The organism is Rhizobium sp. BK456, assembly GCF_014194045.1.
Lineage (GTDB): Bacteria > Pseudomonadota > Alphaproteobacteria > Rhizobiales > Rhizobiaceae > Rhizobium > Rhizobium redzepovicii.
The window spans coordinates 297342-322237 of the sequence record NZ_JACIAO010000003.1 but is presented as its reverse complement, the minus strand read 5'-3'; the positions used below and the strand labels follow the sequence as shown (position 1 = coordinate 322237).

At 59.6% G+C, this 24896-nt stretch carries 25 protein-coding genes and 1 pseudogene; 12 read left to right on the top strand and 14 right to left on the bottom strand.

Going from position 1 to position 24896, the window contains the following annotated elements; translation table 11 throughout:
* Positions 1-72: 72 nt before the first annotated feature.
* On the bottom strand, positions 73-2106 hold the full coding sequence (locus tag FHX03_RS11155; RefSeq protein WP_183853637.1) for a choice-of-anchor Q domain-containing protein: 2034 nt from the start codon (positions 2104-2106) through the stop codon (positions 73-75).
* A 767-nt stretch (positions 2107-2873) separates the two neighbouring features.
* Positions 2874-3206 carry a hypothetical protein gene (locus FHX03_RS11150; RefSeq protein WP_012557530.1) on the bottom strand — a complete coding sequence of 111 codons (333 nt, stop codon included), beginning with the start codon at positions 3204-3206 and terminating at the stop codon, positions 2874-2876.
* 222 nt (positions 3207-3428) lie between these two features.
* Between FHX03_RS11150 and FHX03_RS11145 the strand changes: the two genes are divergently transcribed.
* Positions 3429-3824: a hypothetical protein gene (locus FHX03_RS11145; RefSeq protein WP_183853635.1), complete on the top strand. Its 396-nt coding sequence runs from the start codon at positions 3429-3431 to the stop codon at positions 3822-3824.
* A gap of 123 nt (positions 3825-3947) precedes the next feature.
* Here FHX03_RS11145 and FHX03_RS11140 read toward each other — a convergent pair whose 3' ends face one another.
* Together FHX03_RS11140 and FHX03_RS11135 are read right to left on the bottom strand one after the other, a co-directional pair.
* Positions 3948-4259 (bottom strand): hypothetical protein, encoded by a 312-nt coding sequence (locus FHX03_RS11140; protein ID WP_097625342.1) that lies wholly within the window; start codon positions 4257-4259, stop codon positions 3948-3950.
* A 169-nt stretch (positions 4260-4428) separates the two neighbouring features.
* Complete coding sequence (locus FHX03_RS11135) at positions 4429-4869, bottom strand: DUF3597 domain-containing protein (RefSeq protein WP_097625343.1); 441 nt, start codon at positions 4867-4869, stop codon at positions 4429-4431.
* 504 nt (positions 4870-5373) lie between these two features.
* Between FHX03_RS11135 and FHX03_RS11130 the strand changes: the two genes are divergently transcribed.
* Positions 5374-5946, top strand: a complete 573-nt coding sequence (locus FHX03_RS11130) for a hypothetical protein (RefSeq protein ID WP_183853633.1) — start codon at positions 5374-5376, stop codon at positions 5944-5946.
* Between the two features lie 78 nt (positions 5947-6024).
* On the opposite strand, the gene FHX03_RS11125 is transcribed toward FHX03_RS11130, so the two are convergent.
* The 4 genes from FHX03_RS11125 to FHX03_RS11110 all read right to left on the bottom strand — a co-directional run bounded on the left by FHX03_RS11125 (position 6025) and on the right by FHX03_RS11110 (position 10292).
* Positions 6025-6798 (bottom strand): amino acid ABC transporter ATP-binding protein, encoded by a 774-nt coding sequence (locus FHX03_RS11125; protein ID WP_097625345.1) that lies wholly within the window; start codon positions 6796-6798, stop codon positions 6025-6027.
* Between the two features lie 18 nt (positions 6799-6816).
* Entirely contained in the window at positions 6817-7971 is a 1155-nt protein-coding gene (locus FHX03_RS11120; RefSeq protein WP_183853632.1) for an amino acid ABC transporter permease, read from the bottom strand.
* A gap of 1 nt (position 7972) precedes the next feature.
* On the bottom strand, positions 7973-9169 hold the full coding sequence (locus tag FHX03_RS11115) for an amino acid ABC transporter permease (RefSeq protein WP_183853630.1): 1197 nt from the start codon (positions 9167-9169) through the stop codon (positions 7973-7975).
* A gap of 97 nt (positions 9170-9266) precedes the next feature.
* Positions 9267-10292 carry an amino acid ABC transporter substrate-binding protein gene (locus FHX03_RS11110; protein WP_097625348.1) on the bottom strand — a complete coding sequence of 342 codons (1026 nt, stop codon included), beginning with the start codon at positions 10290-10292 and terminating at the stop codon, positions 9267-9269.
* Between the two features lie 359 nt (positions 10293-10651).
* On the opposite strand from FHX03_RS11110, the gene FHX03_RS11105 reads away from it, so the two are divergent.
* Complete coding sequence (locus FHX03_RS11105; RefSeq protein ID WP_183853628.1) at positions 10652-11842, top strand: cystathionine beta-lyase; 1191 nt, start codon at positions 10652-10654, stop codon at positions 11840-11842.
* Between the two features lie 11 nt (positions 11843-11853).
* On the opposite strand, the gene FHX03_RS11100 is transcribed toward FHX03_RS11105, so the two are convergent.
* Complete coding sequence (locus FHX03_RS11100; RefSeq protein ID WP_183853626.1) at positions 11854-13008, bottom strand: FAD-dependent monooxygenase; 1155 nt, start codon at positions 13006-13008, stop codon at positions 11854-11856.
* A 28-nt stretch (positions 13009-13036) separates the two neighbouring features.
* Positions 13037-13282 carry a zinc-finger domain-containing protein gene (locus FHX03_RS11095; RefSeq protein ID WP_003539274.1) on the bottom strand — a complete coding sequence of 82 codons (246 nt, stop codon included), beginning with the start codon at positions 13280-13282 and terminating at the stop codon, positions 13037-13039.
* A gap of 166 nt (positions 13283-13448) precedes the next feature.
* Here FHX03_RS11095 and FHX03_RS11090 point away from each other — a divergent pair, with 166 nt between their 5' ends.
* From FHX03_RS11090 to clpA, 6 genes are all read left to right on the top strand, one after another.
* Positions 13449-14234, top strand: coding sequence for an alpha/beta fold hydrolase (locus FHX03_RS11090; protein ID WP_183853625.1), 786 nt, complete (start codon positions 13449-13451; stop codon positions 14232-14234).
* A 141-nt stretch (positions 14235-14375) separates the two neighbouring features.
* Positions 14376-15209 (top strand): serine O-acetyltransferase, encoded by an 834-nt coding sequence (gene cysE, locus FHX03_RS11085; protein WP_012557537.1) that lies wholly within the window; start codon positions 14376-14378, stop codon positions 15207-15209.
* Positions 15210-15334: 125 nt separating this feature from the next.
* Complete coding sequence (locus FHX03_RS11080; protein WP_037094675.1) at positions 15335-15538, top strand: DUF3126 family protein; 204 nt, start codon at positions 15335-15337, stop codon at positions 15536-15538.
* 272 nt (positions 15539-15810) lie between these two features.
* Complete coding sequence (locus FHX03_RS11075; protein WP_097625351.1) at positions 15811-16182, top strand: phasin family protein; 372 nt, start codon at positions 15811-15813, stop codon at positions 16180-16182.
* A gap of 277 nt (positions 16183-16459) precedes the next feature.
* A complete protein-coding gene (clpS, locus tag FHX03_RS11070; protein WP_003586692.1) occupies positions 16460-16810 on the top strand; it encodes an ATP-dependent Clp protease adapter ClpS in 351 nt (116 codons plus the stop codon).
* 10 nt (positions 16811-16820) lie between these two features.
* The gene (gene clpA, locus FHX03_RS11065) at positions 16821-19313 is read left to right on the top strand and encodes an ATP-dependent Clp protease ATP-binding subunit ClpA (protein WP_012557540.1); all 2493 of its coding nucleotides are present in this window, start codon (positions 16821-16823) and stop codon (positions 19311-19313) included.
* 92 nt (positions 19314-19405) lie between these two features.
* Here the strand turns inward: clpA and FHX03_RS11060 are convergent, their stop codons facing one another.
* The 4 genes from FHX03_RS11060 to FHX03_RS11045 form a co-directional block, all read right to left on the bottom strand.
* On the bottom strand, positions 19406-19831 hold the full coding sequence (locus tag FHX03_RS11060; RefSeq protein ID WP_097625352.1) for an HIT family protein: 426 nt from the start codon (positions 19829-19831) through the stop codon (positions 19406-19408).
* A gap of 53 nt (positions 19832-19884) precedes the next feature.
* The gene (locus FHX03_RS11055; RefSeq protein WP_097625353.1) at positions 19885-21075 is read right to left on the bottom strand and encodes a GNAT family N-acetyltransferase; all 1191 of its coding nucleotides are present in this window, start codon (positions 21073-21075) and stop codon (positions 19885-19887) included.
* A gap of 78 nt (positions 21076-21153) precedes the next feature.
* On the bottom strand, positions 21154-21873 hold the full coding sequence (locus FHX03_RS11050; protein WP_097625354.1) for a glycerophosphodiester phosphodiesterase: 720 nt from the start codon (positions 21871-21873) through the stop codon (positions 21154-21156).
* On the bottom strand, positions 21870-22340 hold the full coding sequence (locus FHX03_RS11045) for a RidA family protein (protein WP_003586684.1): 471 nt from the start codon (positions 22338-22340) through the stop codon (positions 21870-21872). Before FHX03_RS11045 ends, FHX03_RS11050 begins: the two co-directional genes overlap by 4 nt.
* A gap of 136 nt (positions 22341-22476) precedes the next feature.
* On the opposite strand from FHX03_RS11045, the gene FHX03_RS11040 reads away from it, so the two are divergent.
* From FHX03_RS11040 to rpsB, 3 genes and pseudogenes are all read left to right on the top strand, one after another.
* Positions 22477-23313, top strand: coding sequence for a cell envelope integrity EipB family protein (locus FHX03_RS11040; protein WP_097625355.1), 837 nt, complete (start codon positions 22477-22479; stop codon positions 23311-23313).
* Between the two features lie 192 nt (positions 23314-23505).
* A pseudogene (locus FHX03_RS11035) lies at positions 23506-23730 on the top strand (hypothetical protein); the annotation flags it as partial.
* Positions 23731-23963: 233 nt separating this feature from the next.
* Positions 23964-24731 carry a 30S ribosomal protein S2 gene (gene rpsB, locus FHX03_RS11030; protein WP_003573382.1) on the top strand — a complete coding sequence of 256 codons (768 nt, stop codon included), beginning with the start codon at positions 23964-23966 and terminating at the stop codon, positions 24729-24731.
* The last annotated feature ends 165 nt before the right edge of the window (positions 24732-24896 follow it).

Genomic DNA, 24896 nt, shown 5'->3' with positions numbered 1-24896 from the left:
CGAACGCCTGATCGGCGCTCGGATGTCAGCACGATGGTTGTGGCGATCGGACGACCGCCACAACGGGGACAATTACAGGAGAAAATCGCCTGCCCCCAAGTGGACCAAGCCCTTCAGCTGAACCTCGAAGTCATGAACACCGTCGCCGTTCGTGTCGGCCTGGATAACGGTAACATCGTTCGCGGTTCCGGACTGGTCGTCATAGTGCCAAGCGAGCGCGCCAGCCTTGTGGTCGAACAGGGCATTCTCCTGTGCCTGAAAATGGAAGGTTCCATTGCCCGCCGCAGAGCCATTCGCATCGATCGCCGAGAGGTCGATCTTATCGATGCCGTGCTGGAAGTCGGTGATGACGTCGCGGTTCAAGCCGGACCCGGTTTCCGTCGGTGCTTTCAAGATAAACTTATCCTCGCCGGTGCCACCGGTCATAATGTCCTTTCCGGCACCACCAATCAGGACATCATTGCCGGCGCCGCCATCCAGCTTGTCCGCGCCAGCCCCGCCAGTGAGAACGTTGCCGCCGCCGTTGCCGCCGGTCAGTACGTCGTTGTAGCTTGAGCCGGTCAAGTTTTCGATACTGGCGATCTTGTCGCCGGTCGCCTCGCCGCCCGATGCGACCTTAGTCGCCAAGTTGACGTTGACCGCGCCGGAGCCCGCATAGCTGGCGGTGTCGTTGCCAGTACCGCCGTCGAGCGCGTCCGCGCCGGCCCCGCCCTTCAACACATCACTACCACCGAGACCCTTGAAGGTTTCGTTGCCGCCGTTCGACTGACCGGTGTGTGGCAGGATATCGTTGCCATTGGTGCCGACGAATTCCTTTGTCGGCGCGGTTGGCGTTGTCGGTTGCGTCGGGGTGGTTGGCGTTGTTGGCGTTGTCGGTTGCGTCGGCGTTGTCGGCGTGGTTGGCGTTCCCGGGGTCGAGCTGGAGCCCGATTCGTAGGCACCGATATCGACAGTTCCAACGACGCGAGCGTGGCCGTCCAGATCGACCGATGCGACACCGTATTTGCTGGTTCCGCTGTCGATCGCCGACGAGCCGGAGCCGAGGTGGAAGTTGTCGCTCGCTGCCCCCGCGAATGTCGGGTCGACGCCGAGCTTATTGCCGTTCGCCGTGCTGGGCATCGCGTTGCCGCCGTCGGTCTTGACCGATGCCTGGCCGGCCGTGCCGTTGTAGGTGATGTTGTTGGCCCAGACGACGTTGCTATTGGCGCCACTGGTAGACGTGTTATCGATCGCAGTGTTGTTCTTGTTCACCGATGGGTCCGCTACGGCGACGTTGTTGACCCAGGTGTTGTTGTTCGACGCGGAGTTGCTGAGCTCGCCGCGCCAGGTGCCGGTGTTCGCGTTGTCCTGATTGTTGTGGTATGCGGTGTTGTTTTTCACCGTGACAGAGTCGCTCCAGGTAACCTGAATGCCCTTGCCACCGTTCTCGTAGACGAGGTTGTTCTCAACCAGGGTCTTGAACGTGTAGTTCGGATGACCGCTCGACTGCGTGCTCTGGAAATCGTCGATGATGATGCCATTGCCATCGGTGTGTGCACCCGCCTTCGTGACGTTGTCGTGTGAGATATTGTTCCGCACGATCGTCCGGTAGCCGTCCGTCGAGGTATCGCCGGTAATGTTCCGGTTCTCGTAGATCGAGATGCCCGAGTACCAGCCGGACGACGCGTTATTGTACGTCTCGTTCCCTTCGACCCGGATGAAGTCCGATTGGTTGAACTGAATGCCCGACTCGCCGCTGTCGTGGACAGTATTGTTGAGGATCTGGATGTGGTGGACGTTGTTCGCTTCAATGCCGTCGCCAGTGCCGCCCTTGATGTCAAAGCCGTCGATGACCACGTAGTTGCCGTTGACACTGATCCCGGTGTATGAGCCCGCTGGCGGCCGGATCAGCGCCCCCCCGGGCACTTCCGAGCGCAGCGTGATGTTGCCTGCCGCTGAGCCGTCCTTGTCGATGTTGATGGACTCGTTGTAGGTCCCCGCTTTCACCACGACCTCGTCGCCGGGCTTGAGGTTCGACGCCATCGCGTCACCGATCGTGCGGAAAGGAGAGGAGGCACTGCCGTTACCGCTGCTGCTGCCAGTCGTCGCTACGTAGTATGTTGTCATTGTCTTGTTCCTCAACCCCTGCCCGTTAATATTTTAGGTTAATCATGTCTTACGGCGGGGGGTTATAGGGCGACATTTTGGAGGGCGCAACAGCAACGCGACGGTAAGTACTTGAGAATCATAGCCATATTGCTGCCACAATATCCCAATCACTTCGATGTTACGTTTTGAAATATTTGTAGAATTTCGAGTCGCCCAAATTGGGGCAGTATAAATGTCCCGCATTTCGCGAATTATTCTTTCTGCAACTATAGCGAAATGCATCTATTGAAAACGTTAGAAAAACCTGACGGCGTGACTGGAATCCTGTCGTCAGAGGCGGAATCGACATTTTTTTCTGAATTTAGCAATTTTTGGGTAAAATCACCCTAAAAATGGGGGCTGATCGCGATGGTTAGGGGAGGCAGGACCGTAGAATCGCCTGCACTTCGGGCCCCAGAATAAGCCCCGCTCAAACGGATCGGCGATCAGGAAATGCTCTCGTTTTCTGATCTCGATGCAGCATTCGGGTACTCTGAACGCCGCGGCAGGCATGCCGCAAGAAGCGCGCCTGCCACGCCGGGGAAGTCCCGCTCTATGACATCGAGCTTGCTCCGACGGCTGTTGCGATGTCAGCCGTCGCCGAGAAACATCGGCTTTGCCAGGGCTGTCGTCGATACGACCTACAACGGCAACGAAACCTACCTAAGGCTTGATTGCCAACCGCGTTTCGAGCGGGCCGTTGACGGCTTGCAAGGTCGAGGCTGCAAGCCGTCGCTTGACCCAGTTTAACGCCCTTGGAAAATCTTGATCAGCTTCGGTGTGAACTTGTGGCTTTTGATGTCAACGAAGTCATCGTAGGTGGCGCGACCGGAAATCATCGCTGCGAGAAGCCGATTGCAGGCAACGCGCGGAGCGTCTTTATCCGAAGCGTTTGTCACGATGCCAGCGTTGCGGCGCGCATTTGCATCGAAGCTCTTCACGCAAATATTGACAGCCTCATTTCTCGCTCTTGCACTCCCCTGCGTCAAAGTAACGAAGGAATCATATTCCTGGCGAGTCGGTACGCAGGCAGCGAGCAAGGCCATGGCAATCAATACTATTATGGTGCGAGTAGGCATTGTTACCTTATTCCTTTAAATATCCGATGGTCGGTTTCTGGTGTTTATTTCGATTCGTGTGATGCAGGAAAGACCACGCGCAAAAATTGCGATGTCGCCCAGAAGAAAAATTGCTGCATTTTGACAGTTCAGCCCTGCCGTATACTGCCCTAATCACAATAGGCGGGATGTTGTTTCGCCCGACGGGTTGTAATTTGGCCGCCAATCCTGAGGAGGCGGAACATGAGAACCATCCTATCCAGCGTCGGCGCTGCGGCCTTCATGCTGTCGGCTGTGAACACCTATGCCGTCGATCTTCCGGCCGGCGCCAAGAAGGTCACGATGGAAGAGTTTAAAGCATTTGCTGATGGCAAGCATGTGAAGGTGGAGATCGTTGATCTGGACAAGCCCGTGACCGCTGATCTGGTCTGGAACTGGAAGAAGGGCACGATCACCGGTAAGGCTGATGTCGGCGGCAAAACGATCGACGTGAAAACCAAACTCACATTCAAGGGCGATAAAGCTTGCTCCAATAGCAAGGGCGAAAAACCGAGCTGCCATTCGATCTATATCGACGGCGACAAGTTCTACGAAGTTCGCGATGATATGAAAGTTCATGCGGTCTCGACGGTCGGCTGAAGCTGCGGCTCGATTAAGGAACTTGCTGACATGTGGGCAGTCGCAGTGGACACGGCCCGCCAACACGGCGGGCTGATGTTTTACCTTGAAGGCCCATGATGGATCTGCGCTGCCCGGATCTTCTTAGCGATCGAGGAAATGCTCGAAGTAGATCTCGGGGATCGGGTAGGCGTAGACGCCTCTATCGACGAAGCCGTGTCTGTAGAGGCAGTTTCTCAGCGCCGCGTTGTAATGCAGGCTTTGCGGATCCGGCGAGCCGCGTCGCCAGGAACCCGCCTCCGGCACGCACCACCGGAGCGATTTGTCGTATCGAGCCAGGAGGACCGGATCGGTATCGACCCGGATGCCGCTGTAGGATTGATAGTTTGAAGGAGACTCCGCGGCCGAAATACAGCCCAAGCTAAGCGCAACGCCAACGACTGCCATCAATTTCATTGGATTTAGTTCTCCCCTGATCGATTATCGAAGTAATCGAGCGGAACGTTATTGGTTCCAATGCCTGCGGGCAAGGGGACTTGTGGCCTGCGGTCTGAGCGGCGCATGGACTGGATTGCCGGCGCTCCGTGACAGATGAGCCTCGATCGCGAAGCGCCGGGCTCTTCGATCAATCCAGGAGATCGGCCGGTACTTTGCCGCCATTTTCCGACAGGCGTTTCATCAGTGCCTTGTGCAGCCACATATTCATCTTGGCGGAATCACCGATGTCGCCGGTATAGCCGAGTTCAGAGGCGAGCTCTTTGCGCTCGGCCATGCTCGCATCCATTCCGACCGCTTTCATCAAATCCACGATCGAGTGGCGCCAATCGAGTTTCTGGCCGCTCTTTTTCACGGCCGCGTCGAGGATCGGGACGATATCGACATTTGCTGTGGACGGTGCCGCGGCCGGCTTGCTTTGAGCGGGAGAGGCGGCAGGTGCGGCACTGGGCGCTGCCGGCGGCGAGACGGGCGCCTGGGCGGGTTGCGTCTTCGGCGCGCCTGATGCAACGGGTTCGGCTGCTTTCGCTTCTCCGAAGATTGCATGTTTGATCTTGTCGAAAATGCCCATTCTTGAACCTCCAGTTCCATTAGATGAGAACATGCTGAAACATGGACTTCCTGCCTGATATATCCAGACGGAGGGGAGTTATTTTTGCCTATCTCAATCGATGATGGAAAATCCAGTTTCAAGGCAAGGTGCAGGCGACCCGCAAAACGCTGCGAATGGATCAATCGCCGTCCAGGCGCATCGAGATCTGCGCTTTTCTTGCCCGCTGTGAAGATTGCTGACGCGGCCGGGAAGGAAATACTCGGCCGGCACTCCGGCCGATGCAAGACATGCTCGCTTTCGGCACAGTCGGGTTGGCAATTCGTATTTCAGTAACCGTGAAAGATCATTGTACGCCACAGAGCCGACTTGCCCCGCTGTGTTGTGAAACATTCGTCATCCCTTCACGTTGCCTTGCCATGGATGTCCCGCAGGTTGCAGGCGTCCAGACGATCGAAGGCACGCGCGTTCCTCGATTTTCGATTGCCGGGCAGATCGCTTGGCGAATGGAAACGGAGGAAAAACATGACCCATAATCACAATGGACTATCCCTGGCGGTGCTTGCATCCACCTGCGCCCTGCTTGCCGTGCCGGCAAGCGATGCACACGCGATCGATGTCGGCGTATCGGTAAATGCCGGCAATGCCGCCAGCGCCGATGTCGGGGCGTCGCTTGGCGGCGGCAGTGGCATCAGCGCCGATGCCAATGCTTCCGTCGGCAGTTCGAGCGGCGTCAACGCCAATGCGACCGCCAATGCCGGCGGCGGCCGGGGCGTTGATGCCGATCTCAATGCACGCATCGGCGGCTCCAGTGGGCTTGATACCGATGCCACGGCCTCGGTCAGACGCGGCAGCGGCATCGATGCCAATCTCGCCATCGGCGGGGCAGGGGGCAGCAACAAATCCGCGGCAGACGGTAATCTCAGCGCATCGCAGGCCCGCATCCTGGATGACTTCCGGTCGAGGCCGGTCAATGAGCAACGCAAGATGCTTGTCCGTTGCGTTGATATCTCATCGCCTGGCGGCTCGGCCTCAGGTGGTTCTGATTCCGGCCTTGCCGGTCTCTGCAGCCTGCTGCAGGCGTCAGCCTCGCGCTGAACGTGAAAGACCCGCCGAACCGGAAGGCACGGCGGGTCTTTCAAATTGCTCGGTTCCCCAGCCTTATGCAGGATCTGCCTAATGCAGGATCTGGCTGAGGAACAGCTTGGTGCGTTCGTGCTGCGGATTGTCAAAGAACTCGGCCGGGGAATTCTGCTCGACGATCTGGCCCTGATCCATGAAGATGACGCGGTTGGCGACCTGGCGGGCAAAGCCCATTTCATGGGTGACGCACAGCATGGTCATGCCTTCCTCGGCAAGGCCCACCATGGTGTCGAGCACTTCCTTGATCATCTCGGGATCGAGCGCCGAGGTCGGCTCGTCGAACAGCATGATCTTCGGGTTCATGCATAGCGACCTGGCGATCGCCACGCGCTGCTGCTGGCCGCCGGAAAGCTGTCCCGGATATTTGTTGGCCTGCTCGGGGATCTTGACGCGCTTGAGGAAATGCATGGCGATTTCTTCCGCCTGCTTCTTCGGCATCTTGCGCACCCAGATCGGCGCCAGCGTGCAATTTTCGAGGATCGTCAGGTGGGGGAAGAGGTTGAAGTGCTGGAACACCATGCCGACTTCGCGCCTGACCTCGTCGATCTTCTTCAGGTCGTTGGTGAGTTCGGTGCCGTCGACGATAATGCGGCCCTTCTGATGCTCTTCCAGGCGGTTGATGCAGCGGATCATCGTCGACTTGCCGGAACCCGACGGGCCGGCGATGACGATGCGCTCGCCGCGCATGACCTTAAGGTTGATATCGCGCAGCACGTGAAAATCGCCGTACCACTTGTTCATGTTGATGATATCGACCGCCACTTCCGTTGCGGAAACGGTGAGCTTTTTAGCTGGAGCTTCAGCCATGATTGTTTTCCCTCATTCTTATCGTTTGTGGCCGGTATCGAGATGGCGTTCAATGAATGCTGAATAGCGCGACATGCCGAAGCAGAAAAGCCAGAAGGCGAAGCCGGCAAAGATCAGGCCGGTCAGCGGCGTGACGGCGCTGGCCCAGTAAGCGTCGCTGAAATTCAGGCGGACGATGCCGAGCAGATCGAACATGCCGATGATCGAGACCAGCGATGTGTCCTTGAACGTACCGATGAAGGTGTTGACGATGCTCGGTATGACCAGCTTGATCGCCTGCGGCAGGATGATGAGCCGCATCTTCTGCCAATAGCCGAGGCCGAGCGAATCGGCACCCTCAAACTGACCCTTCGGGATCGCCTGCAGACCGCCGCGGATAACCTCCGCCATATAGGCCGAGGTGAAAATCGCAACGCCGATCAGCGCCCTGAGCAGTTTGTCGACATTCCAGCCGGTGGGCAGGAAGAGCGGCAGCATGACGCTTGCCATAAACAGCACGGCGATCAGCGGAATGCCGCGGACGATCTCGATGAAGCCGATGCAGACGGTGCGGATGATCGGCATATGCGAGCGCCGCCCAAGTGCCAGGATGACGCCGAAGGGAAGCGATACGGCGATGCCGACGAAGGAGAGTACCAGCGTCACCATCAGGCCGCCCCAGAGCGAGGTCTCGACCGGCTCAAGCCCGAAACCGCCGCAGAGCAGCCAGATGGACAGAAGCGGCAATGCGATGAACAGCAAGATGGCGTTCAGCCCCTTGCGCGGGGCGCGGGGGATCAGCATCGGCACCAACAGGACGATGAACAGGATGCCGACGATCGTCGGGCGCCAGCGCTCGGAGAGCGGATAACGGCCATAGACGAACTGATCCATCTTGGCGTTGACGAAGGCCCAGCAGGCGCCACTCCAGCCATCCGGCTGGATGCCGCCCTGCACGGTTGTCGCGCAGAATGTCCGGTCCGGGCCGCTCCAGACGGCCTGGACGAACAGCCAGTTGATCATATGCGGCAGTACCCAGGCGAGAACGGCGAGTGCAAGCACCGTCATCACTATATCCTTGGGTGTCGCAAGCAGGTTCTTGCGGACCCAGGCGAGGGCGCCCCTTTCGCCGGGGGGAGCCGGTTCGGGTGCCAGCATGGCGGTTCTGACGAAGGATTGGTTCGATACCGACATCTTATCGCTCCACCAGGGCCATTTTGGCGTTGAACCAGTTCATGAAGACCGAGGTCACGACGCTGAGCAGCAGATAGGCGACGACCACCAGGAACATGAGCTCGACGGCCTGACCGGTCTGGTTGAGGATCGTGCCGCTGACGGCGAAGTAATCGGCGAAACCGATGGCGATCGCCAGCGACGAATTCTTCGTCAGGTTCAGATACTGGCTGGTCAGTGGCGGAATGATGATGCGCAGGGCCTGCGGCACCACGACGAGGCGCGTGATGCTCGATGGATGCAGCCCGAGCGCGCCTGCCGCTTCCGACTGGCCCTTCGCCACGCCGCGAATGCCGCTGCGTACGATCTCGGCGATGAAGGCTGCGGTGTAGAAGGAGAGGGCCAGGAAGAGCGACATGAACTCCGGACCGATGACGCTGCCGCCGGTCAGGTTGAACTTGCCGGCAACCGGCATGTCGAATGACATGGGCAGGCCGCTTAGCAGGAAGGCGAGAATCGGCAGCCCGACGATCAGGCCGATCGCCGCCCAGATCGTATGGAACTGCTTGCCTGTTGCCGCCTGCCGCTTGTGCGCCCATTTCGTCATCAGGACGGTTGCGACGATCCCGATCAAAAACGCGATGCCGACAACCCACATGCCGGTCTCGAAGATCGGCTTCGGGAAGGCGAGCCCGCGATTGTTGAGGAACATGTTGAGCGGCAGATGCAGCGATTCACGCGGCTGCGGCAACACGGCAAGAACGCCGGAATACCAGAAGAAGATGACGAGCAGCGGCGGGATGTTGCGGAATACTTCGACATAGACGGTGCAGAGCTTGGCGATCAGCCAGTTGCGCGACAGCCGGCCGATGCCGATGACGAAGCCGATGATCGTCGCGGTGATGATGCCGGTGATGGCGACCTGGATCGTGTTCAGGATGCCGACGAGCAGGGCGCGTCCATAGGTGCTGTCGCTCGAATAGCCGATCAGCGACTGGCCGATCTCGAAACCGGCGCGTCCGCGCAGGAAGGCAAAACCCGATGCCGTATTGCTGCGGGCAAGGTTTACTGCCGTATTGTGCGCGATCCATGTGATCGCCACGACAAGCACCACGACGGTTAGGATTTGGAAGAAAATACCCCGAATTCTCGGGTCGTACATGGCGGAGCTCAAACTCCAGCCGGTCGCATGCAAAGGTACAGATGCCTCTTGCGTCATGCCGCGCCAATCCCCTGTGAGCCCGTTTTTGGGCTTTTCTTTTTTGGAAGAGGAAAGGCGTTTTACCGCCTTTCCCTGCTTTTCAAGCGGTGCGCGATCAGCGAACCGGCGGAGCGTACTGGATGCCGCCCTTGCTCCAGAGAGCGTTGAGGCCGCGTGCGATCTTCAGCGGGCTGCCCTGGCCGATATTGCGCTCAAAGACTTCGCCGTAATTGCCGACGTTCTTGATGATGTTGTAAGCCCAGTCGTTGGTCAGGCCGAGGTCGGTGCCAATCTTGGTATCGGCCTCGCTGCCGAGGAAGCGCTTGATATCGGGGTTCGGCGAGTTCTTCATCTCGTCGACATTCGCCTGGGTGATGCCGAATTCTTCGGCGTTAACAAGCGCATAGGCCGTCCAGGAAACGATGTCGAACCACTGGTCGTCGCCCTGGCGCACAGCCGGGCCGAGCGGCTCCTTGGAGATGATCTCCGGAAGGACCATGTGCTCGTCGGGGTTCTTCAGCGTCAGGCGCAGCGAATAGAGGCCGGACTGGTCGGTGGTATAGACGTCGCAACGGCCGGAATCATAGGCGGCGTTGACTTCTTCGAGCTTTTCGAAAACCACCGGATTGTACTGAAGGTTGTTCGCCTTGAAATAGTCGGCGAGGTTCAGTTCGGTGGTCGTGCCCGACTGCACGCAGATGGCCGCACCTGATAGTTCCAGCGCCGACTTCACGTTCAGGCTCTTGCGAACCATGAAGCCCTGACCGTCGTAATAGGTGACCGGGCGGAAGTTGAAGCCGAGTGCGGTATCGCGGTTGATCGACCAGGTGGTGTTACGCGACAGAATGTCGATTTCGCCGGACTGCAGTGCCGGGAAACGATCTTTCGCCGACAGTGGCGTATATTTGACTTTGGTCGGATCGCCGAGGACGGCCGAAGCGACGGCCTTGCAGAAATCGACGTCGAAGCCGGCCCAATTGCCGGATGCATCAGGCTGCGCGAAACCGAGAAGGCCGGTATTGACGCCGCATTGCACGAAACCCTTCGCTTTGACGTCTCCGAGAGTGGTGGCCGAGGCAGCCGAGGTGCCAAGAGCGAAAACTGCTGCGCCGAGTGCGGCGGACAGAAGCTTGTTCTTCATTTTTTCCCAACCTTTTCCGTTGTCTTATATTTTCTTGTGGGGAAGTTCCGGCGGAAAAACCTGCCGCCCCCAATGTCTCGACACCCTCCCGGCGCGAGTGCCCTATCACAGTCGCAAATGTCACCATGGTCAAGTGTCACCATCAATAATTGCGGCAAAATTCAGAATTTTGGTTGATTGCGCCGCATTCGAGGGCGGTTGGCTATGAAATAGGCGTCCGATTGCGGAAAAATAACGCGAAATTCGGAAATTCCATCATGTCCAAGCGTTGTCGCCAACCCACGGTCAAGGGGTTGACCGGAAACGGCGGGGCGTCCAAAAGTCTGGTTTTGCGCCCCTCGCCAAAGGCTATTTCCGACATGAAAGAAAAAGACAGCTTGCTGCAGAATGCCGGCATCAACACCCGCCTGACGCATATCGGCAACGACCCTTTCGACTATCACGGCTTCGTCAATCCGCCAGTCGTGCATGCCTCGACGGTGCTGTTTCCGAATGCGCGCACGATGGAGACACGCTCGCAGAAATACACCTATGGAACGCGCGGTACGCCGACGACGGATGCGCTCTGCGAGGCAATCGACGCACTCGAAGGCTCGGCCGGCACGATCCTCGTCCCCTCGGGCCTTGCAGCCGTGACCATTCCGTTTCTGGGTTTCGTCGCCGCCGGCGACCATGCGCTCGTCGTCGATTCGGTCTACGGCCCGACGCGCCATTTCTGCGACACGATGTTGAAGCGTCTTGGCGTCGAGGTCGAATATTACGACCCGTCGATCGGCGCCGGCATAGAGACGCTCTTCCGACCGCACACCAGGGTCGTCCACACCGAGGCTCCCGGCTCCAACACCTTCGAGATGCAGGATATCCCGGCGATCTCGGCGGTGGCGCACCGCCACGGCGCCGTTGTCATGATGGACAATACCTGGGCGACGCCGCTCTATTTCAAACCGCTCGATCACGGCGTCGATATCTCGATCCACGCATCCACGAAATATCCCTCAGGCCATTCCGATATCCTGCTTGGGACCGTGTCGGCCAATGCCGAGCACTGGGAGCGGCTGAAGGAAGCAAACGGTGTGCTCGGCATCTGCGGCGCGCCCGATGACGCTTACCAGATCCTGCGCGGATTGCGCACCATGGGCCTGCGTCTGGAGCGGCATTATGAAAGCGCGCTTGATATCGCGCAATGGCTGGAGGGCAGGGAGGACGTCGCCCGCGTGTTGCATCCGGCCTTGCCGAGTTTCCCCTCTCATTATCTATGGAAGCGCGATTTCAAAGGCGCCAGCGGCATCTTTTCCTTCGTGCTCGCCGCCGATGGCCCGGAAAAATCCAGGGCAAAGGCGCATGCCTTTCTCGACGCGCTCCGGATCTTCGGTCTCGGCTATTCCTGGGGTGGCTTTGAAAGCCTCGCATTGCACGCCTATCTCAACGACCGCACGGTCGCCAAGGCTCCGACGGATGGTGCTGTCATCCGCCTGCAGATCGGCATCGAGGATGTGGTTGACCTCAAGGCCGATATCGAAAGGGGTTTTGCCGCCGCAAGCGCTGTCTGACACGCTGTGCTTTATGGCAGACGCAGAGCCCGGTACCCGTAAATCCAGTCGAGGTCCGCCGCCAGGCTTTGCGGCGGCTTGAGGCCGAGCACGAGATCGCGGCCGATCCGGATTGGCCCCTTCGCATGATAGGCGAACCGGTTGAAGGCGCCGCGCTGGCGAAGTTTCGCGATGCGTGGCGCCCGATGGCTTTCAAAGAGCTTTATAGCTTCCGCCGCCGGACGATTGGAAAGAAACGCGGCAAGTTCGTAGGCGTCTTCGATCGCCATGGCCGCGCCCTGTGCGGCAAAGGGCATCATCGCATGCGCGGCATCGCCGATCAGTACTGTCTTGCGGCCGTCCTGCCACGCACCGGCGGAGGTTTCGAACAGCGGCCAGAACGTCAGCTTCCGGCGTTGGTCGAACAGCGAGACGATCGCGGCGTTCCAGCCCGAAAAGCGTTTCCTGAGTTCTGCGCGCTGCTCGGCCGTCGGCTCGCTTTGCCAGGCCTGCGGCGCGCTATTGCCGGCGGTTATCGCCACCATGTTGAAGCTGGCAGTCTCCCTCAAAGGGTAGCAGACGAGATGTGCCGAGCCGCCGAGGAAAGCGCATACGCTTTGTCGGTCGAGGAAGCCGGGCGCTTCGGTTTCGGCAATGGTGAAGCGGTAGGCGATATTGCCGGAAAACCGCGGCGAGGGGCTGCCCGGAACCAATTGCCGCAGCTTCGACCAGACGCCGTCGGCGCCGATGACGGCATCGGCGTCCCGCTCGAAATCCGGCAGCGCCGATTCCATCCTGATACCAAGGTGAAGCCGGCAGAGCGGATCGGCCTCGACCGCGGCCAAAAGGGTTTTCTGCAATGTGCTGCGATGTAGGACGCCATAGGGAGCGCCCCAGCGCTGCCGTGCGAATGTGCCTGCAGGCACGGCTGCCAGCTGGCGCAGCGAACTGCCCGAGATCAGCCGGATCGTTTCCGGCTCGAGCCAGACCTTTGACAGCCCGTCAAGGATACCAAGTTCGGCAAGAATGCGCGAGGCGTTGGGCGAAACCTGCAAGCCGGCGCCGACCTCGGTGAGTTCACCCGCCTGCTCGAAGATGTCGGAGCTGATGCCCCGACGCGAAAGCGATAGCGCAGCGGTCAGCCCCGATATCCCGGCGCCGATGATGGCGGCATGTTCGACCGGCATTATCCGTCCGATCCGAAATCTGGACGGGTTACGCCGCCTTCACGTGGAAAACGCAGCCGGCCGGATTGGTCTGGCTCGGCTTGAGCGCGGAATTGAAGCGATAGAGCGTCGAACAGTAGGAACAGACCTTCTCGTTGTCGTCGCCCATGTCGATGAAGATATGCGGATGGTCGAACGGGGCCGAAGCGCCGGTGCACATGAATTCCTTGACGCCGACTTCGATAACCCGGTGACCGCCGTCGTTCTGGAAGTGGGGAATGTTGTGGCCGGCCATGTCGCTCTCCGAATGCTTGAAATCTGCGCGGACCTTATAAGCCTTCGCCGCAAATGTGTAGAGCCAAAGCGCCGCGGTGGGTACTGTTTTTAGGCACAGTTTCTGGCTTCACGATGAATGGCGGCTCGATTATGGTCGCGCGGAAAAGGCCCTGAAGGAAGACGCGATGAACCTGAACACGCCTGCATTTTCAAGCTTCACCCATGACGGATTGAAGCTCGCCTTCTTCGATGAGGGCGATCCGGCCGGTGTGCCCGTCTTGTTGATCCACGGATTTGCTTCGACCGCAAACGTCAACTGGGTGCACCCCGGCTGGCTGAAGACGCTGGGCGATGCCGGCTACCGGGTGATCGCCATCGACAATCGTGGCCACGGCGCAAGCGACAAGCCGCACGATGCCGAAGCCTATCGTCCATGGGTGATGGCCGGCGATGCGATCGCGCTTCTGGATCATCTCGGCATCCCGGAAGCCAATGTCATGGGTTATTCGATGGGCGCGCGCATTTCGGTCTTTGCCGCCCTTGCCAATCCGCATCGGGTCCGCTCGCTGGTGCTCGGCGGTCTCGGCATCGGCATGACCGACGGCGTCGGCGACTGGGATCCGATCGCCAATGCGCTGCTTGCTCCCTCGCTCGAGGACGTCACGCATGACCGCGGCCGCATGTTCCGCGCCTTCGCCGAACAGACTAAGAGCGATCGCGTCGCCCTTGCCCTCTGCATCCGCGGCTCGCGCGATCTCGTTGCCCGCACGGATATGGGAAGGCTCGACATGCCGACGCTGATCGGCGTCGGCACAAAAGACGATATCGCCGGCTCGCCGCAGGCGTTGGCGGCGCTGATGCCTGGAGCCGAAGCGCTGGATATTCCGGGCCGTGATCACATGCTCGCCGTCGGCGACAAGGTTTTCAAGCAGGCGGTGCTGGCCTTCTACGCGAAAGTCGCCAGCGGGTGACATTGGTGGGTGACATCATCATGATGCCGAAAACCCATGCTAAAAAACCATGGCGACGGCACCCATTTATGTTATTGGCGTTTTCCACTATATATTGGCGTTCCGAAAACGGCATTCCTGTTGGCAACGAGGAGAGCGGCCATGGTCGCCAAGACTGATATTCGTGCTTTTGAGACAGGCCATCCGCTAAAGGTGATGGATCCCATCTGGGACAGCCTGCGCGAGGAAGCCCGGCTCGCCGCCGAACGGGACCCGGTTCTCGCCGCCTTCCTCTACTCGACAGTGATCAACTACCATTCGCTCGAGGAATGCGTCATCCATCGCATCTGCGAACGTCTCGATCACCCCGACATGCAGGCGAACCTGCTTCGCCAGACCTTCGAGGAAATGCTCTCCGATTGGCCGGAATGGAGTTCCATTCTGCGCGTCGACATCCAAGCCATCTACGATCGCGATCCCGCCTGCCTGCGGTTCATGGAAGCCGTGCTCTATTTCAAGGGCTTCCACGCGCTGCAGACACACCGTCTCGCCCATTGGCTGCTGAACCGCGGCCGGCGAGATTTCGCGCTCTATCTGCAGAGCCGTTCTTCTAGCGTCTTCCAAACCGACATCAATCCGGCCGCCCGGATCGGCAAAGGCATCTTCCTCGATCACGCCACCGGCCTCGTCGTCGGCGAGACGGCTGTGATCGGCGATAACGTCTCGATCCTGCATAACGTCACGCTCGGCGGTACCGGCAAAGAGGGCGCCGACCGCCATCCGAAGATCGGCAGCGGCGTCATGATCGGCGCCGGCGCAAAGATCCTCGGCAATATCGAGATCGGCTACTGCTCACGCATCGCCGCCGGTTCCGTCGTCTTGAAAGCGGTGCCGCCGAAGAAGACGGTCGCCGGCGTACCGGCCAAGGTCGTCGGCGAAGCAGGTTGTTCCGAGCCGTCGCGCAACATGGACCAGGTGATCGGCGCCGATATCTGATCGGCTGCCGGAAGGATTGGGAAAGGTCGGCGGGGACGAAAATTGCCAACTGGCAACCTTGCCTTTACACCGCTGCTTTTCCTGTGCAAGAAGCGGTCAATCAAGACCGTTTACGGAGATACAGAGTGAAGCCTGAAGAAATCAAGAAGCTCGACGCCTATTTCAAACGCATGCTCAATCCGCAGATCGTCGTCAAGGCGCGTCCGCGCAAGAATGATTCTGCAGAAGTCTATCTCGGCGAAGAATTTCTGGGCGTCGTCTATATCGATGACGAGGACGGCGACCGCTCCTACAACTTTTCGATGGCGATCCTCGACGTCGATCTCTAATCCGCTCGAACGCTTTCCAAGGGACCGAACGGCGCGATCCGTTCGGTCTTTTTTGTTTTCTGGGCTTCGGTTCAAAATTTGTTTGAAGCTTCAGGTTGCGTTTATCTGATATATATTAGCAAAAACAGTTAAAGACGTACGTGCCCCGGCGCGCATCCTTTGTTTTATTATTGTCGCACAACCGGTGGGTGTTTTGCAATGCACAAGACTACTTGACTATTTGTGCGTTGCAGCTACCCTGCCGCCATCCCACAGCCCAACGGAGGACGGTCATGTTCAACTTTGACGACGCAAACAAGAAGAGCAAGGAAGCGGTTGATACGGCGCTGAGAACCTATTCGGATACGACCAGGGGCTTTCAGGCGATCGCTGCCGAAGCTGCGGATTATTCGAAGAAATCCTTTCAGGACGCGGTGACGCATTTCGAAACGCTGGCTGGCGTCAAGAGCTTCGAGGCGGCTTTCGAACTTCAGACCAACTACGTCAAGTCCTATTTCGAAGGTCTCGTTTCCGAGACGACGAAGCTCAGCGAGATGTATGCCGATCTCGCCAAATCCGCTTACAAGCCCTATGAAGCGCCGATCGCCGCTGCCGTCGCCAAGACCAGCCGGCAGGCGCAGCCTTCCACACCAGCCGCTGCATGAATTGATTGCGACGGCGCAACCTGCGCTACATATTGAAAATTATGGACCGGCTACGCATCTGTAGCCGGTCTTTTTGTTTCCACTTTATGCTGCAGTACCTCCGTGGGATTGGCCGGGGACTTTTTTGGTCTTTCCCGTGCATGCCGGCCATTTCTTGATTGCAGTGACTGACAGGGGGCTTAAAATCGGCCTATTATGAACTAAGTTAGTGTTTCAGATATTCGGCGGGAAAAGCACCCTCCCATGCTCCGCCGGATTGCTTGAGGAATGAATGACAATGATCGCAAAGCCGATCCGGATGCAGAACGACAGCGATAGGAACGGGGAGAACGGAAATCGAACCTCGGTCATCACACGCACCAAGCCGAAGACCAAGAAGCCAAATCTCTACCGCGTGCTGCTTTTGAATGACGACTACACGCCCATGGAATTCGTCATCCATATTCTGGAGCGTTTTTTTCAAAAGGATCGTGAAAGTGCCACCCGCATCATGCTCCATGTCCATAACCACGGCGTCGGCGAATGCGGAATATTCACATACGAGGTGGCGGAAACGAAGGTCAGCCAGGTGATGGACTTCGCCCGGCAGCACCAGCATCCGCTGCAATGCGTCATGGAAAAGAAGTGAGGATCTGAACGTGCCAACATTTTCGCCTAGTTTAGAGAAGGCGCTCCATCAGGCACTGACCTTTGCCAACGAGCGGCACCACGAATATGCGACGCTCGAGCATCTGCTGCTCGCCCTGATCGACGATGCCGATGCGGCCGCGGTCATGGGCGCCTGCAATGTCGATCTCGACGCGCTGCGCAAGACGCTCGTCGAATATGTCGATAACGAACTCTCCAATCTGATCACTGGATATGACGAGGATTCAAAGCCGACATCCGGCTTCCAGCGTGTCATCCAGCGCGCCGTGATCCATGTGCAATCGTCCGGCCGCGAGGAAGTGACCGGCGCCAACGTGCTCGTCGCGATCTTTGCCGAGCGCGAAAGCCATGCCGCTTACTTCCTGCAGGAGCAGGAGATGACCCGCTACGACGCCGTCAACTATATCTCCCACGGCATCGGCAAGCGCCCGGGTGCTTCGGAAGCGCGGCCCCCGCGCGGCGCCGAGGAGGAAGCCGAGAGCAGCAAGCCGACGGCGCGCGGCGGCGAGGAAGAGGGCGGCCCGAAGAAGCAGCAGGATGCGCTCAAGGCCTATTGCGTCAACCTCAACGAGAAGGCCAAGGGCGGCAAGATCGACCCGCTGATCGGCCGTCACGCCGAGGTGAGCCGCACCATCCAGATCCTGTGCCGCCGTTCGAAGAACAATCCGCTCTATGTCGGCGATCCCGGCGTCGGCAAGACGGCGATCGCCGAGGGCCTTGCCAAGCGCATCGTCGAAGGCAAGGTTCCCGAAGCGCTCGCCGATGCGACGATCTTCTCGCTCGACATGGGCACGCTGCTTGCCGGCACGCGCTACCGCGGCGATTTCGAGGAGCGCCTGAAGCAGGTCGTCAAGGAACTGGAGGAATATCCGGGCGCCGTGCTGTTCATCGACGAGATCCACACGGTGATCGGCGCCGGTGCCACCTCGGGCGGCGCGATGGATGCATCGAACCTCTTGAAGCCGGCCCTGTCGTCGGGCGCGATCCGGTGCATCGGGTCGACCACCTACAAGGAGTATCGCCAGTTCTTCGAAAAGGACCGGGCGCTGGTTCGCCGATTCCAGAAGATCGACGTCAGCGAACCGTCGATCGATGATGCGATCGAGATCATGAAGGGCCTCAAGCCCTATTTCGAAGAATATCACCACCTGCGTTATTCCAACGATGCCATCAAGTCGGCCGTCGAACTCTCGGCCCGCTATATCTCCGACCGCAAGCTGCCGGACAAGGCGATCGACGTGATCGACGAGACGGGTGCTGCCCAGATGCTGCTCCCGCCCTCGAAGCGCCGCAAGCTGATCACCGAAAAGGAGATCGAGGCGACGGTCGCCACGATGGCGCGCATTCCGCCGAAGACCGTCTCCAAGGATGACGAAGCGGTGCTTGCCAATCTCGAGCAGGAACTGCGCTCGGTCGTCTATGGCCAGGATATCGCCATCGAAGCGCTTTCGACCTCGATCAAGCTGGCGCGTGCCGGCCTTCGCGAGCCGAACAAGCCGATCGGCGCCTATGTCTTCTCCGGTCCGACCGGCGTCGGCAAGACCGAGGTGGCAAAGCAGCTGGCATCGTCCCTCGGCGTCGAGCTTCTGCGCTTCGACATGTCGGAATATATGGAGCGGCACACGGTGTCGCGCCTGCTCGGCGCACCTCCCGGCTATGTCGGCTTCGACCAGGGCGGTCTGTTGACCGATGGCGTCGACCAGCACCCGCATTGCGTGGTCCTGCTCGATGAAATCGAGAAGGCGCATCCCGACATCTACAATATCCTGCTGCAGGTCATGGACCACGGCACGCTGACCGACCATAACGGCAAGAAGATCGACTTCCGCAACGTCATCCTGATCATGACGACGAATGCGGGCGCGTCCGAAATGGCCAAGGCGGCGATCGGCTTTGGCTCGTCTAAGCGCACCGGCGAGGATGAGGAGGCGCTGACCCGCCTGTTCACACCGGAGTTCCGCAACCGTCTCGACGCGATCATTCCTTTCGCGGCACTCCCGACGGCCGTCATTCACAAGGTCGTGCAGAAGTTCATCATGCAGTTGGAGGCCCAGCTTTCCGAAAGGAACGTCACCTTCGACCTGCATGAGGACGCGATCGCCTGGCTGTCGGAAAAGGGTTACGACGAGAAGATGGGCGCCCGCCCGCTGGCCCGCGTGATCCAGGACACCATCAAGAAGCCGCTTGCCAACGAAATCCTCTTCGGCAAGCTGAAGAAGGGCGGCGTCGTCAACGTCACGGTCGGCCCGAAGGAAGACGGCAAGCCCGGCATCGTGCTGGAGGCCATCCCGGATACGGCGCCGATCAAGCCGAAGCCGGAAGCCGAGGTCGTCCATCCCGACGCCGACGACCAGGGCGACGGCGAGCTGAAGACCAAGGCGGCGCCCAAGACTCGCGCCAAGACGGTCCCGCAGGCCGAGCCCGAGGTTCGCGACGCCCCGAAGAAGGGCAGCACGGTTCCGAAGGTTCCGCGCAAGAAGTGAGCTTTCCTCGTTGAATTGAAAAAGGCCGCGTCATCGCGGCCTTTTTCCGTTTCTGCTCTTTCCGTAGCCTCTGTCTCGCTTCGGGATCAATGTCAGGCCAGTGCCGCCCGGATCTTTTCTGCATGAGCGGCAAGCACGGCGCCATCTTCCATCTTGCCGGAGTGCGGCTTGAGTGCGGCGCCCTCGTGGCGCGGGATGACGTGGAAATGCAGATGAAAGACCGTCTGCCCGGCGGCCGGTTCGTTGAACTGGGCGACGAACACGCCGTCAGCGTCGAAGACGTCCTTAACTGCATTGGCAATCTTCTGGACGACGGTAATCGCATGGGTGAGGGTGGCTGGATCGGCATCGAGAATATTGCGCGACGCCGCCTTCGGCACGACGAGCACATGGCCCGGCGCTTGCGGCATCACATCCATGAAGGCGACGGTATGCTGATCCTCGTAGATACGGTGCGAGGGAATTTCGCCGCGCAGGATCTTGGCGAAGATATTGTTGTCGTCATAGGCGCTGGTCATCGCGAAATCTCCTCATTTCCTCTTGATCGGGTAACGCCGCCGGCAGGGCGGCGTCAATCCTCCTGCTGGCGCTCGCCTTTGCGGAACGGGCTGTGCTCGCTCAGCAGCTCGCTCATCTGTTCCACATCGGCGCGCTCGCGGGCGAGATAGTCGCCGATCGCCCGGCGAAGCCCGGCATGGGCGACATAATGGGCCGAATGCGTCGTCACCGGCAGGTAGCCGCGGGCGAGCTTGTGTTCGCCTTGAGCACCGGCCTCGACCCGCTTCAACCCTTTCGATAGGGCAAAGTCGATCGCCTGATGATAACAGACCTCGAAATGCAGGAAGGGATGATCCTCGACGCAGCCCCAGTGACGGCCATAGAGCGTATCGCCGCCGATGAAGTTGATGGCGCCGGCGATATAGCGTCCGTCACGCTTGGCCATGACAAGCAGGATGTCGTCGGCCATGCGCTCGCCGATCAGCGAGTAGAACTTGCGGGTGAGGTAGGGCCGGCCCCATTTGCGCCCACCGGTATCCATGTAGAACTTGAAGAACTGGTCCCAGATGCGTTCCGTCAGGTCACGGCCGGTCAGCCATTCGATGCTGATGCCGTTTTCGAGCGCGGCGCGCCGCTCCTTGCGCAATGCCTTGCGTTTGCGCGACGCGAGCGTTTCGAGAAATGCCTCATGATTGGCATAGCCGTCATTGATGAAATGGAACTGCTGGTCGGTGCGGTGCAGATAGCCGTCCATCTCGAAGACGCCGATCTCCTCATCGGGCACGAAGGTGACATGGGCAGACGAGATGCCGAGTCGGCGCACGACCTCCTTCAGGCTTTCGGCGATCGCGCTCTGGATCGGCAGCCGCTGCAGTCCCTCGGCGACGAGAAGACGAGGCCCCGTCGCCGGGGTGAAGGGGATCGAGCATTGGAGTTTGGGATAATACCGCCCCCCCGCCCGCTCGAACGCATCGGCCCAGCCATGGTCGAAGACATATTCGCCCTGGCTGTGGCTCTTGAGGTAGCCGGGCAGCGCGCCGATCAGTTCGCCGCGCTCGGTCTCGAGCAGCAGGTGGTGGCCGAGCCAGCCGGTCTCGGCGCTGGCCGAACCGGACTCTTCCAGCGAAGACAAAAAGGCGTGCGAGACGAAGGGGTTATAGGCAAGCGTCGGGCAAGTCTTCGATGCCCCGGAAAGCCTGGACCAGCTCTCCGGGGAAATCGCGGTGAAGGAGCGTTCTACGCGAATGGATAGTTCATCGGTCATGGGGCAGATGCGAAGCCTGTGGTAGGATGATCTCGGCTCTGCCTCAGTCTGCGCATGATCTTGGCCAAAAAGCGAGCGTCAAACCGCCACACGCGGGTCGAAGCCCTCGAAGGTCATCTGGTCCGCGTTGGCGAAGGTGAGCCGGCGCGCTTCTTCGTCGCGCACCGTCCAGGTGATGACGGGGATGCCCTTCTCACGTTCGCCTGTGATGAAGGCGTTCGGCAGGTCGTCATAATAATAGGAGATGAAATCGAGACCGATCTCCATCGCCTTCGCATGCGTCGCAAACTCCTCCGGTGTGTTGCCGTTGGCGGTAAGACCAAGCGGGTAGGGGGCGTCAAGCGCCTTCAGATCGCGCAGCAGCCAGTGGTCGAAGCTCATCAGCGCCACCTTGCCCTGATAATCCTGAAGCACTTCGAGCACGGCTTCTGCAAATCCCTCGTCATCGGCCTCGCGGCCCTTCAGCTCCAGCACCAGCGGCACCTTGCCCTGGACGAGATCGAGAAGCTGGCGGAGCGTCGGCACCTTGTCTCCAGTGCCGCCGACGGCGATCAGTCCGAGCTCACGGGAGGTGCGCTCGCGGATGTCGCCCGGAAGATTGCAGAGCCGCTGCAGGTCCTCGTCGTGAAAGACGACCGGCACGCCGTCGGAGGCGTAATGCAGGTCGCATTCGATCGCAAAGCCCGCTTCGACGGCACGTGAAAAGGCCGAAAGCGTGTTTTCCCAGACGAGCTTATTGAGGTCGTGATAGCCGCGATGGGCGACGGGCACATCCCGAATCCAGGCCGCATTGGTCATTCCGCGATTTCCATGATAGCATCGATCTCGACGGCGGCGTTCAGCGGCAGGGCGGCCATGCCGACGGCGGCACGAGCATGTTTGCCGGCCTCGCCGAGCACGCCGGCAATCAGGTTCGAAGCGCCGTTGATGACGAGATGCTGCTCGACGAAGTCGGGCGCCGAGGCGACAAAGCCGTTCAGCTTGATGACGCGCCGGATGCGGCCGAGATCGCCGCCAAGTGCTGCCTTCGCCTGGGCTAGGATGTTGATGGCGCAGAGCTCGGCGCCGCGCTGGCCGCTCGCAACGTCCACGGTCTTGCCGAGATGGCCGGAGACGGCGATCTTGCCGCCTTCGAGCGGCAGCTGGCCGGAGATGTAGAGGAGATTGCCGCTGATGACGTAAGGAACGTAATTTGCAGCAGGCGCTGCGGCTTCGGGCAGGGTTATCCCCATCTCAGTCAGGCGCTTTGCAATTTCATCCGACATTTTCGTCTCCGCTTTTGTTGTCAATTCTTCAAAAATTATGCATCAAGACTAGAATCTTTAATATGACAGGTTCGAGCCTCGATTTGGCCGAAAGCGTTCTTATAACATCGCGACCGAGTCCAACAGGAGTTAATGAATGTTCCGATCAGGTCTTGTCGCTCTGCTTTTCGCCAGCGTTTCCGCCAATGCATGGGCGGCCGCGCCCGCGGTAAGCGCTGCGATCGCGACCGGCCTCGTCGCACATCGCGCGGTCTACGATCTGGAACTGAAGGACGCCTCTGACCGCTCCGGCATTGCCGGCATGTACGGTCGCATGGTCTATGAGTTCGACGGCAGCTATTGCCAGGGCTTCACCACCAACTTCCGCTTCGTGACGCAGATCGACACCGGCGACAGCGTCCGCGTCAGCGACCAGCAGACGAAGACCTTCGAGAATCTCAAGGACGGCAAGTTCACCTTCGACACCAAATCCTTCACCGACCAACAGCTCGACAAAGAGGTCAACGGTGCGGCTCAGGATCAGCCGGACGGGGTCAAGGTCGATCTCAAGCAACCGTCGAGCCGCGAACTGCAGCTTGCCGAAAGCCGGTTCCCGACCGAACATATGCTCGACGTGATCCAGAACGCAAAGGACGGCAAGCGCTTCTTCGAGGCCCGCGTCTTCGACGGCTCGGATGACGGCGACAAGTCGCTGGTGACGACGACGATCGTTGGCAAACAGGAGACGCCGGTTGCCGAGGAGGCAGATTCCGGCAATGCCGGCGCTTTCTCCAAGACGGCCTTCTGGCCGGTGACGATCGCCTATTTCAACGAGAATGCAAAATCCGACGCTCTGCCGGTCTACCGTATGTCGTTCAAGCTCTATGAGAACGGCATCACGCGCGACCTGACCATGGATTACGGCGATTTCGTTCTGACCGGCAAGCTCGCAAAGCTCGAGCTGCTCGACCGCAAGGCCGAGGTTTGCAAGTAAGCCTGCAAAGCTTTTCCAACTGTCATAAAACTGTATCATAAAGTTCATTATTGTGCGGCGACCAGCGTCTTCCGTCGTCCTGCTTTTCGGGTCGGTGTGATCCTAGCGGCCAGTCCATCGTGACAAGGCCTGCTTATTGCGAAGATGGGTCTCCAGGCGATTACCTGTCGCAAGCCTGGAAAGCCCGCCTCGCTGATCGTCGTCGACGAGAACGCCGATCGGCTGATCGAGGCGCTGGTGAGTCCGAAGCTGCAGGAACTGGCCTGGACGAGGCACGGCTTCCGCGGTCCGCCAGGAGCCGCCGCCGGCACCGCCGACAGCGCAATCGGCAGCCTGCTGCCGGCCGAGGTCGATGCCGTCCTGCCGATGCCGGACGCCGACCTGATGCTGTCGCTGCTGACGATGCTGGCAAGCTGAGCGGACGCATGCGAAGGGCGGGGCAGCGGCTGAATTTCTCGGCATAAACCTTGTTTGTCTGCCGATTGGAATGTTTTCCTTGCTTTTATGCCGGACGGAATGTATGGGCAGCGGCATTCCACACGTAAGGCATGGGATTGTCCGGGAGAAATCCGGATCGTTCCGCCCGGTGGCATTCTCGAAGAGGATGCTGTTCGCCTTGCGGAGGTTCAACCGGAAAAGGATACAAAGGCATGGCATTGCCCGATTTCTCTATGCGCCAGCTTCTCGAAGCAGGCGTCCACTTCGGTCACCAGACGCACCGCTGGAACCCGAAGATGAAGCCGTACATCTTCGGCGATCGTAACAACATCCACATCATCGACTTGGCTCAGACCGTTCCGATGCTGTCGCGCGCCCTGCAGGTCGTCAGCGATACCGTTGCCCGCGGCGGCCGCGTTCTCTTCGTCGGCACCAAGCGCCAGGCGTCTGAGATCATCGCCGACAGCGCCAAGCGTTCGGCCCAGTACTACGTCAACTCGCGCTGGCTCGGCGGCATGATGACGAACTGGAAGACGATTTCCAACTCGATCCAGCGCCTGCGCAAGCTCGATGAGATCCTCAACGGCGAAGCCCAGGGCTTCACCAAGAAGGAACGCCTGAACCTCGAGCGCGAGCGTGAAAAGCTCGACAAGGCTCTCGGCGGTATCCGCGATATGGGCGGCACTCCGGACCTGATGTTCATCATCGACACCAACAAGGAAAAGATCGCGATCGACGAAGCCAAGCGCCTCGGCATCCCGGTCGTTGCCATCATCGACTCGAACTGTGACCCGGACCTGATCGACTATCCGATCCCGGGCAACGACGACGCATCGCGCGCCATCGCTCTTTACTGCGAGCTGATCTCCCGCGCGGCCATCGACGGCATTGCGCGTCAGCAGAGCTCTTCCGGCCGCGATCTCGGCGCATCCTCCGAAGTTCCGGTCGAGCCGGCTCTCGAAGAAGCAGCCGAAGGCTGATGAAAGCTGGCGGATCGAAAGGTCAGCCAAAGCTTGCATGACTGGGAAAGGCCGCTCGCGACTCATCGAAGTTCGGCGGCCTTGCCTGTTTCAGGGCGAGGGCATCAGGCTCTTTGCCAGATAAGTTTCGTTATGACGCGTCTTCATCACGCTGTCATACATACA